General features: G+C 69.7%; 10 protein-coding genes. 4 read left to right on the top strand and 6 right to left on the bottom strand.

Annotated features, from left to right (window positions below):
• From ACIP94_RS14200 to ACIP94_RS14185, 4 genes are all read right to left on the bottom strand, one after another.
• Window positions 1-1,231: hypothetical protein (locus tag ACIP94_RS14200; RefSeq protein WP_402424397.1), on the bottom strand; the 1,231-nt coding region annotated here is incomplete at its 3' end.
• The gene (locus ACIP94_RS14195; protein ID WP_040896654.1) at window positions 1,228-1,872 is read right to left on the bottom strand and encodes a WhiB family transcriptional regulator; all 645 of its coding nucleotides are present in this window, start codon (window positions 1,870-1,872) and stop codon (window positions 1,228-1,230) included. The genes ACIP94_RS14200 and ACIP94_RS14195, both read right to left, overlap by 4 nt.
• Before the next feature lie 155 nt (window positions 1,873-2,027).
• Window positions 2,028-2,744, bottom strand: coding sequence for a hypothetical protein (locus tag ACIP94_RS14190; RefSeq protein ID WP_055493677.1), 717 nt, complete (start codon window positions 2,742-2,744; stop codon window positions 2,028-2,030).
• A gap of 2 nt (window positions 2,745-2,746) precedes the next feature.
• Window positions 2,747-3,634, bottom strand: coding sequence for a helix-turn-helix domain-containing protein (locus ACIP94_RS14185; protein ID WP_402424394.1), 888 nt, complete (start codon window positions 3,632-3,634; stop codon window positions 2,747-2,749).
• Between the two features lie 845 nt (window positions 3,635-4,479).
• On the opposite strand from ACIP94_RS14185, the gene ACIP94_RS14180 reads away from it, so the two are divergent.
• From ACIP94_RS14180 to ACIP94_RS14165, 4 genes are all read left to right on the top strand, one after another.
• Window positions 4,480-4,950, top strand: coding sequence for an XRE family transcriptional regulator (locus tag ACIP94_RS14180; RefSeq protein ID WP_234377040.1), 471 nt, complete (start codon window positions 4,480-4,482; stop codon window positions 4,948-4,950).
• 71 nt (window positions 4,951-5,021) lie between these two features.
• Window positions 5,022-5,498 (top strand): hypothetical protein, encoded by a 477-nt coding sequence (locus ACIP94_RS14175; protein WP_006143105.1) that lies wholly within the window; start codon window positions 5,022-5,024, stop codon window positions 5,496-5,498.
• Window positions 5,495-6,703 carry an MAB_1171c family putative transporter gene (locus ACIP94_RS14170; RefSeq protein ID WP_006143104.1) on the top strand — a complete coding sequence of 403 codons (1,209 nt, stop codon included), beginning with the start codon at window positions 5,495-5,497 and terminating at the stop codon, window positions 6,701-6,703. The genes ACIP94_RS14175 and ACIP94_RS14170 overlap by 4 nt, the downstream gene beginning before the upstream one ends.
• Window positions 6,700-8,148 (top strand): amidase family protein, encoded by a 1,449-nt coding sequence (locus ACIP94_RS14165; protein ID WP_006143103.1) that lies wholly within the window; start codon window positions 6,700-6,702, stop codon window positions 8,146-8,148. The genes ACIP94_RS14170 and ACIP94_RS14165 overlap by 4 nt, the downstream gene beginning before the upstream one ends.
• Here ACIP94_RS14165 and ACIP94_RS14160 read toward each other — a convergent pair.
• Window positions 8,126-8,644: an AAA family ATPase gene (locus ACIP94_RS14160; RefSeq protein ID WP_402424390.1), complete on the bottom strand. Its 519-nt coding sequence runs from the start codon at window positions 8,642-8,644 to the stop codon at window positions 8,126-8,128. The two genes, ACIP94_RS14165 and ACIP94_RS14160, sit on opposite strands and share 23 nt — an antisense overlap.
• Before the next feature lie 39 nt (window positions 8,645-8,683).
• A complete protein-coding gene (locus tag ACIP94_RS14155; protein WP_040896757.1) occupies window positions 8,684-9,319 on the bottom strand; it encodes a M15 family metallopeptidase in 636 nt (211 codons plus the stop codon).
• Window positions 9,320-9,419: the final 100 nt, after the last annotated feature.

The raw sequence follows: 9,419 nt of genomic DNA, 5'->3' as shown, positions 1-9,419 counted from the left end.
CCCGGTTCCCGGTGGGCTCGGTCCCCGACTCGGCGGCGTTCGGTCCTGGATGCGAATCAGGGCCTTGAGCAGCTACTTCTCGCTTAGTGCGGTCGGTCCCCACGCCTCCGGCGTCCCCCTGTGAGGCTTCCGGGTCGATGGGACCGGTCCCCGGGACCCCACCTGTGGCTGGAACCTCGGTCCCCACCCTGGTCCCCGCGTTCTCGCCCCCGGTCCCCGCGCCATCCGACGCCTTAGAGTCCGCAATCTTGGGGACCGGTCCCCTCGGGGCGCTCGGTCCCCGGTCCCTGTACGACTCGTGGGGGCCGGGGGGATCGGCTGCGGGGACCGGCGCCGTCGAGGCCGGATGCGAGGGGACGGCGGCTGCCCTCGCGGTGATGTGCGCCGGGGACCAGGGCGAGGGAAGCGGGACCGTGGCGAGCGCGAGTGCGTGCCGGCGCGCGGCGAGCTGGTCGAGCAGCTGTGCGCGCTGGCGGGCGTCGGTCCCGACCGAGGCCCTGCCGACCGCCTTCGACAGGCGCCGCGTCAGCCGCCGGCCGCGTCGGCTCTGCTGCTGCTCGGGTGTGCGTTCGGCGAGGCGGACGGCGAGGGCGACTGCGCGGGCGGTGGCCCGGTCCTGGGTGATCTGTGCGGCGTCGCGGTCGCGTGCGGCGATCCCGAGGCGGGACAGCAGCCGCTCGCGTGCTTCCCGCCCCAGGAGGGCGATCAGTCCGTGGGAGGCGGCACCCGGGGTGCGCAGGCGCAGCTCGATCCCCATGGCGAGGTGCCACAGCATCGCCGCCATGACCGGCCCGACGAAGGCCCTTACCGTTCCGCCGATAGGACCGCTCTCGGCATAGGCGGGGATCACCTGCACTCCGGTGATCATCCAGACCAACGTGCCCGGAAGGCCGGGGGCGCCCTCGGTGGCCAGGTTCTGCCGTGCCATTAGCGCCGTCGCGAAGAGCGCCAGCTCGGCTGCGGCGAACATGCCGGCCCGCTCGGCGGTGCCGGCCATGTCGAGGTAGTCGGCGGCGAACCGCCAGCTCGTGTCCGCGGAGTAGCAAGTACAGCCGAGGGCGGCAAGGGCAGCGACCTTGACCGCCGGACCGCTGAGACGTTTCTGCGGGCGTGTGCCCTGGCGCCGGATCGTCCAGGCGGTCAGCACCAGCACGACGGCGGCGGGCACCACGGCGGCGAGGAGGAGAGAGAGGTCCGGAGCGGCGCCGAGGGACAGGAAGGGGTGGGTCATGCGGCCTTTCCGAGAGAGGCGTGCGCCGGAGTCGACGCTGCCGGGCGGGCTGCTGGCTGCTGTGTGCCGGGTGCTGAGGCGGGCGGGGGGCCGCCTGCTGCTGGGGCGGTCTTCTTCCGCTTCTTCTTGGGCCGCGGCACGCCGTAGGTGCGGTCGCGGTCGAACACCTTGTTGGCCGCCTGCCGCAGCAGGTCGCGTGCGTGCTTGTGGCTGATCTGAAGGGCGGTGGCGAGCCGGTCGGGCCGCCAGCCGCGTACGTAGGCGTGGTCGATGACGACCTGCCGCTCGGCCTCGGTCAGATGCACGTCGCGTCCCAGGAAAAAGGAGGTTACGCGTCGGTAGTCGAGGCGCTGGTGCAGTCCGTCGTGCCAGGGACGCCGCTCGGCCTCGGTGAGGCCGCCCCAGATGCCCTCCTTGAGGACGTTCTCCAGGGCGAAGTTGAGGCAGTCGCTGCGTACCGGGCACCAGCCGCACAGCTCCTTCGCCTCGGCGATGGCTTCGTGGTCCCGCGGGAGCGGGAAGAAGACGGCGTCAGCGTCCTCGACGTCCATGCCGTGGCACGCTCCCTGGGTGTGCCAGTTGGTGTCTCCGATACTGCGCAGGCCGGTGGCCGGCGCGTCGTGGGTGGTGATGTGACGCAAGGGTGGTCTCCGATGTGCTGCCGCGTCGGCCGGCTGGGGCGGTGCTGGGCGCGGCGTCGGGTGGCCGCAGCGCGCGGGCGTGCGCCGCAGCCGGGGCGGGACGGTGATAGGGGGTAGCGGTGCATCGGGCGGGATGCACGCGACCGATGCGCCGGTCAGGCCACGGCGGGCTGCTGGACCTGCTCGCTCGGCTGGGCCTGCCGGGCGGCGGCGAGGTCGACGCGGCCGGGGTGCGGGGTGGCGCGCGGGGCGGTCGTGCGTACCCCGTCGTCGGGACCGATCCGGCGGCGACGACACGGCTCACCGGGCTGGGCCAGGCACCACTCGCACTTGACGCTCAGGGCGTCGGGCAGCCCCTGAGCGACGGCGGCCTCGCGGGCTGCGCGAGCGGGCCGATAGGGGGCGAGGGCTGCGCGGGCGGCGGGCGGTATGCAGGAGCCGATCTGCCGCAGCCTCGCCTCCAGCCTTGGGTCGATGCGGTCGCGACCGCTGGTGATGGCTCTGGCCTGGGCGGGCTGCGCGGTGCCGGCGGCGACGGCGCGGCGGGTGCCGACCAGCTCGGCGGTCCAGGCGGCCTGGTCGTCCGGGTCGGCGGACGGCGTGGGATCGGAGTGCCGGGCCAGGCGGTCGCGACGGTAGCTCTCCCAGGGGCGGGCGACGTCCGCGGGCAGGATCTGGTACGGCGAGACTCTGATGTGCTGGCGGGCGGCGACGCGGGCGTCCCAGCCGTGCGGAGTGGCCATCGGCACGTCGCCAAGCAGCTCGTGCCACTGTGCGAGCTGGTCGCGTGCCTCGCCCTGGTTGGTGCGGATGGTGCGGGGGTCGAGTCGGCCGATGTAGGCCAGCAGGGCTGCGATTTCACGGCGGTCCACGACTACTGCTCCGTTCCGGTCGGCTCGTTCAGGGCGGCGAGAAGTGCGGCGGTGTGGGCCTCTGCCCGCGTCATGCCGCCGGGCTGGCCGGGACCCGTGCCGGGCACGGCGTAGAGGTTCGGGCGGCCAGGGGGGTGCTCCCGGGCGACCCAGGAACGCCAGTCGGCAGCCCACGCAGCCGCCGGCCTCGGCTTGAAGCCGGAGCGGTGGGCACGCCATTTCGCGTCGGCCGCCTGCAGGCCCTGCTCGCCCAGACGGTCGAGGTGCCCCTGCTCGCGGGCCCAGGTGTGGGTGGCTGGGTCGACCTGCCACTCGGCAGCTGAGAGGACGGCAGCACCACCACTGCTGTACCTCCGGTTCAAATCCGGTTCACTACGGTTCTGTGTGCCGGTTGCCGGTACATCGCTGTGCCGGTTCCCGGCACGTCGAGGTGCCGGTTTCCGTCCGGACCTGCTGGATTCCGGTACTGCCGGTTTCCGGGCCCTCGCAGGGGATTCCGGCACCTCACGCGGGCGGATGTTGTAGCGCCGCAGGGCCGAGATCCGGAGCGCCGGGGTGGCTTCGGTCCCCTCCGCCGGCGTCTGGTCGGGGTCTTTGTCGTCCACGGTCTCCGCCAGGACCTTGGCGGCGAGGGGGAGGCGGTAGACGGTGCTGCGCTGCGGGCCGGTGAGGTCTTCGAGCTGCTCCAGCTCACCGGCGTCGACCAGACGGTCGATGGCTTCACGGACCGTGGAGACGGAGGCGCGGGTGCGCTTGGCCAGGCTCGACAGGGAGGCCCAGGAAACGCACTGCTCGTCGCCCACCCGGTCGGCGATCGACAGCAGGACCAGACGCGCCGTCCCCCGGCTGCAACTGTGCTCCCACACCCAGTCGCGGGCTTCGCTGCTCATCGGCAGCTCCCGACGAGCGGGCGGGTCCCGCAGCTCGGCGGGGCCATGAACGTGCGGTCCGGCTCGGGGCGCTGAGGCGCCGAGGCGGAGATGGCTGCCGCGCAGGCCAGGCGAAAGGGCCTTTTGCGCAGGGCAGGAGACATGCGATACTCCCCTTTGCAGTGTTGCCACGCTGACGCGCCCCTTGGAAGGACTCAGCGTGGTGATGGTGGGCAATCTCCGCCCTTGCCGGGGCGGGTATGCCACTTAGCGTTCGGCGTCCGTGAGTTACCGCTCCCGGGCGCCGTCGCTGTTTGTGGACCTTCGCGGTCCGGTCCGTCCTCGTGCTCTCCTCATGTCCGTCGCTGCGGGCGGGCTGCCCGGGGACGACGAACATACGCACGGACCCGTATCAAGATCCAGACTTGGTTCTTAAACTCTGTACTGGTTGCAGAGAGTCATCGGATGATCGTGTGCCGCAAGTGTCCGTACGGCGCGACCTGGGGCGCACCCCCGCGTCGAAGCGCACCGTTGCCGCGGTTGCCTCGAACGCCGAGAGCGTGTCACTGTGTCCGAATTGGAACGGGTGTCTGTTATTCCCTGCAGTGGAAATGCGAGGCGGATGGGGTGTTTCCACTGCCGCCTCCGCGCTTTCCGGTCGAAGATAAAATCCTGCGTGCCAGACGTGACCTATGTCGCTGGCTGTGGCTTGTGCCACTCACCCGGCATACTCCTGCCGGTAGAAACGGACAGGCCGACCTGAAACAGGCGGTACGCGTCACACGGAAACGTGCTGGTGAGGAAGAACTTTCCATACAGTGGATCAGCTCGTCAACTCACGTTTATCGCGGGGTAGGGTGCTTGAAGTGACGACGAAGTCCACCCAGGAAAGGATCATGAAAGACTCGACCGAAGGCCAGGTGAGCCCCAAGGGGCTCATGGACCGCCTAAACCGCCTGTTCGACACAGTGCACCCGCCCGACCGCGGCCCCTTCAGCAACGCCGAGGTGGCCGAACTCATGGAGAAGCGCGGGCTGGGCAAACTGTCGGCCCAGTACCTCTGGCTCCTGCGGACCGGGCAGCGCGATAACCCGACGAAGCGTCACCTCGAAGCGCTAGCAGGGTTTTTCGGCGTGGACCCCGCATACTGGTTCGACGACGTCGTCGCCGAAAAGACCGTGCAGGAACTTGAGTTGCTCGCACTGCTTCGCGACACGAAGATCAAAAACGTGCTCCTTCGCCTGTCCGACGTTTCCGCAGACGGAAAGGATGCCGTCCTGGGAATCGTCGAGAGCGTACGAAAATCCGAGGGGTTGCCACCCTCAACTGGCTCGTAAAACGGCCGCGTTCAGTAAGTGATCAAGGAAAAGCAATGTGGTCCGCACGTAGGCTGCGCCGGCCTGACCTCTTGGCCGAGCTGCAGCTCCCGCACGTCACCAATATCCGCGACCTCAGCGACGAGGTCTCACGCCGCACGGGACGGAAGGTGGTCCTGGAGGCCCGTGAGCAGGCGCCCTCCGTGTGCGGGGCATGCGCCGTCACGGAGAGTGCCTTCCACGTGTACTACGACCCGCGGACCAGCTCCCTGCACCAGGACCACATCATCGCCCACGAGTTCAGCCACCTGCTGCTCGGCCACCACGAGAACCGCCCGGCGTCCGCGCTCTCCTCAACGATCTTCACCAGCGTGGGCTCGGCCACCGTCGAGATGATGCTGGGCCGTACCAAGTACGACGAGGACGAGGAGCGGGACACCGAACTCCTCGCCTCGTTGATCCAGCGCTGGATCATCGACCGGTGGCTGCGCAGCGACGAGTCCTCCGGAGACGAAGTGCAGGACCGGGTCACGCACACGCTGCTGCGCCGACGGGAGGCCCGGCCGTGAAGGACCTGCTCCACCCGATCAGCCTCGTCGTCGCCACGCTCGGCTTCCTCTGCTTGCTGCGGGACGTGCCGACCCGCCGCCGAGACCCCGCCTTCACCGCGCTGGCCGCCGTCTTCCTGCTGTCAGGGCTGTCGTTCCTGTTCTCCATCACACTGATGTGGCAGTACCTCGATCATGTCCTGGGCGTGGTGAACCTCTCCGTACCCCTGGCGATGGGGTGCGTGGTCGCGCTGCTCGCCTGCCAGCAGATCGTCCTCACCTACTGGGGATCACCCCCCGAAGTTGCCCGCAGGAGGGCACGGGAGTGGGTAGCCGCAGGCTTCGCTGTGATCGCAGGGCTGCTGGTGCTGTTCGCCCTGCTGACGCCTAACGCGCCGCGACCGATCAACTTCACGCTGTACTACGCGCATGATGGCTGGTACGCCGCGTATCTCACCCTGTACGTCACGGCCTACACCATCGGCGAACTGTCCCTCGCCCGTGCCTGCTGGCGCCTGGCCCACCGCAGCACACGCGGGTCCGTCCGTATCGGCCTGCGCATCGTCGCCCTCGGCGCGACCGTCACTCTCGGATACAGCGCCGTGCGCATCGGGAACGTGATCGCCGGCGCCTTCAACGCGTCGCTCGCGGAGTGGGAGGGCTTCGCGTGGACCTGCGGCGATGTCGGAGCCATGCTCACGCTCATCGGCTGGCTAGTGCCCACCATCAACGATCAGGCTCAGAGTCTCCAGTACCGGATCAAGCAATACCGCAGCTACTACGGCCTACGCCCCCTGTGGCTGGCGTTCTACAGCGAGGCGCCCGAGATCGCACTGCCGATCGACCGAGTCGACCCGGCCCAGAGGCGCCGCTTCCGCAGCATCTCGATCCGGCTCTACCGCCGAGCAGTCGAGATCCGAGACGGACGGTTCGTGATCCGTCAGTACCTAGATGCCGCAGTCCGCGAAGCCAGCGAAGCCCGCCACCGGGCGCGAGGACTTCACGGAGAAGAGCTGTCCGCGGCCGTCACCGCCGACCAGATCCTCGCCGGAATCGCCGCCCGGGCCGCCGGTACCCGCCCGGAGACCGACCAGCTCACCGAGTTCGCCGACTCCGAACGCCAGACCAGCAGGCCCATGGACGACATCGACGCTCTCCTCGACGTAGCGCGCCACCTGCCCCGCCAGCCCGCACGAGCCCCCCACCTTGAGCAGGTCTCCGCATGACGACCGACCTCACCCACCAGCCCGCCCACGTCCAGCTCCAGGCCCTGGATCGCCGCGAGATCTCCAGCCGCGAACTGCTCGACCTCCACCTGGCGCAGATCGACGCCAGCCAGATCAACGCCGTCGTTACCCGCGACGACAGCACGGCCCGAGCCGTCGCACACGCAGCCGACGAACGCCGCGCCCGCAACGAGAGCACCGGCATCCTCGACGGCCTTCCCCTCACGATCAAGGACAGCTTCGAGACGGCCGGCCTGCGCACCACCAGCGGTGCCGAGGACCTCGCCGATCACGTTCCCGCACACGACGCCGACGCCGTCGCCCGGCTCCGCCACCAAGGCGCCGTCATCATGGGCAAGACCAATACCCCGGCGTACTGCCAAGACCTGCACACCGACAACGTCCTGTTCGGCCCCACGCTTAACCCGCATGACCCCAAGCGCACTACCGGCGGCTCCTCCGGCGGCCCCGCCGCAGCAGTCGCCGCCCGTCTGACCCCCGCCGACCTCGGCAGCGACCTCGCCGGCTCCCTGCGGCTCCCCGCCCACTACTGCGGTGTCTACGGCCTGCGCCCCACGCAGGGACTCATCCCAGCCCGCGGCCACGTCCCTCGCCCGCCGGGGTGGATCACCAGCAGCGACATGGTCACCCCCGGCCCCCTGGCCCGGCACCCCCGAGACCTCGACCTGCTCCTCGCCGCACTGACGACACCGTCACCCGACGAGAACAACCCCTGGAGCGTCACGCTGCCCACGGCGCAACGCGAGATCGGCCAGCTCCGCGTGGCAGTGTGGGCCGACGACGCGAGCTGCTCAGTCGACCGCAACACCGCCGATGCTCTCGCCACCGTCGAACGGACGCTGACCTCCGCCGGCGCAAGTGTCCGCCACACCACGGGGCCGGTCGGCTTCGCTGACTCTCTGCGCCTCTTCGAGCAGCTCCTTTACGCCACCACGACCGCAGCCACCGACGACGACGCCGGCGCCGCCGAACTCGCCGCTGCCCGTGACCTGCACACGGACGATGCGAGCCCTCGAGCCGCCTTCCTCCGCCACCGAACGCAGACACACCGTGTCTGGCTCCGCGCCAACGAGGAGCGCCACCGCCTCCGGCAGACGTGGCACCGGTTCTTCGCCGACGCCCAGCACGACGTCCTCATTACGCCCGCCGCTCCTACGGCGGCGATCCCGGCCGGGAGCCGCTCTCTCGTGGTCGACGGCGTTGAGCGGAGCTTCTTCGACCAGACCGGCTGGGCCAACCTGACCAGCCACGTCGGTCTGCCCAGCCTGGTCATGCCTGCTGCGCGTAGCGCCGATGGCCTCCCGATCGGTGTGCAGCTGGTAGGACCGGCCTATTCGGAGCGGTCCTTGCTCGTGATGGCCGAGCACCTGGCGCCTCTGCTCGGCGGGACGGCCGGGGGCGTCATCGGATCATGGAGCGGATGACCTCTGCGTCGCCGTTGTAGGTGATGACGGCACCTTCATCGTCGGTAGGCGGTTCGAACCGAGCGAAGAAGTCGTCCAAGGCTTCGGAAGTCACGTTCAAGGCATTGGCGTCCTTGCGCTGGTTGCGCGCGGCGAGGCGCCGCAGGAACTCCTCCCTGGAGGCCGGCAGGTAGACGAGCAGCGGGAGTGCGCCCGCGGCCCGGACTGTCTTCTTCCATTCCTCGCGATCGGAACGACGCCACAGGCCGTGGTCGAGGACGACGGCACGGCCCGCGCGCAGGTGCTCCGTGAGCTGCGCACGTACCGTCTCGACCGCAGGAGCCTCGCGCTCGAAATACCCGTGCTCGGGGTAGTCGACCCCATACCGGCCGTGGAGGCGGTGGACCTCCTCGTCAACGCTGAGGCGGACAAGGCCCGTCGCGGCGAGGGCCTGTGCAAGGTGCGTCTTGCCGGAGCCGGTGATCCCGATGAGCAGGACGGCGGTCGGCTTGCTCACGATGTCGCGCTCCCTCGCGGTACTGCTGATAGCTGCTGCTTACGTGCGGTCGCGTGGTCCGTAGACCGCGGCTGCCTGGCTGGTGTGGAGGGCCCAGTATCGGTCTCCATAGCTGAAATGCCACCACTCCGTTGGATAGTTCACAAAACCGGCGGCTGACATGACGCGGCAGAGCGTGTCGCGATGGGCCCGGGCAGCGCCGCTGATCGAGTTCGCGCGGGTGTAGCAGGCGCCGTCGCTTTCCTCTGGGGAGGCGTTCATCCTCGTCCCCATGTCCACCTCCTGGCCGTCCGAGGCCGCGAGGGTCAGGTCGACGGCCGCGCCGGCGCTGTGCGGCGCGATCTCCGGTGGGGAGACGTAGCGGCTTGCGGCCTCGTGGACGCGGCTGTCGCTCCAGTCGGGGTTTCCGCGACGCAGCTCGGTCGCGTACTCCTCGAAGTACGCCCGCTGGAGCGCCGGAGGCCGGTACCCCTCGACGACGAGCAGGCGGAACTCAGTGGGAAGCAGTCGCTGGGCGTGTTCCAGGCGCTCGATGAGCCCGTGCCGCAGGTGCGCGAAGTGGCCGTCGGGGTCCTGCTTGCGTTGATCGACGAGGAACAGGCCGGACGCCCGTATGTCGATGAGTTCCTCGCCGCAGTCCTGAACAGGGATGGCGGCGACCCGAGGGTCGGACATCAGCACGATCTTCAACTACGTCTCCTTCGACAGTAAAAGATGAGCGGTGCCGCAGGCGTACGAGGGTGCTGGCGGTCAGGCCAGGCCGTCGCCCGGCATG

This window comes from Streptomyces sp. NPDC093261, from assembly GCF_044753645.1.
GTDB lineage: Bacteria > Actinomycetota > Actinomycetes > Streptomycetales > Streptomycetaceae > Streptomyces.
The sequence above is the reverse complement of the archived record's forward strand: the minus strand, read 5'-3'. Positions and strand labels throughout refer to the sequence as shown.

What these genes read in the sequence shown, in the direction of transcription:
- ACIP94_RS14165 (WP_006143103.1), top strand. Translation starts at nt 6,700, where the DNA reads ATGACGACCGACCTCACCCACCAGCCCGCCCACGTCCAGCTCCAGGCC.
- ACIP94_RS14155 (WP_040896757.1), bottom strand. Translation starts at nt 9,319, where the DNA reads ATGTCCGACCCTCGGGTCGCCGCCATCCCTGTTCAGGACTGCGGCGAG.
- ACIP94_RS14185 (WP_402424394.1), bottom strand. Translation starts at nt 3,634, where the DNA reads ATGAGCAGCGAAGCCCGCGACTGGGTGTGGGAGCACAGTTGCAGCCGG.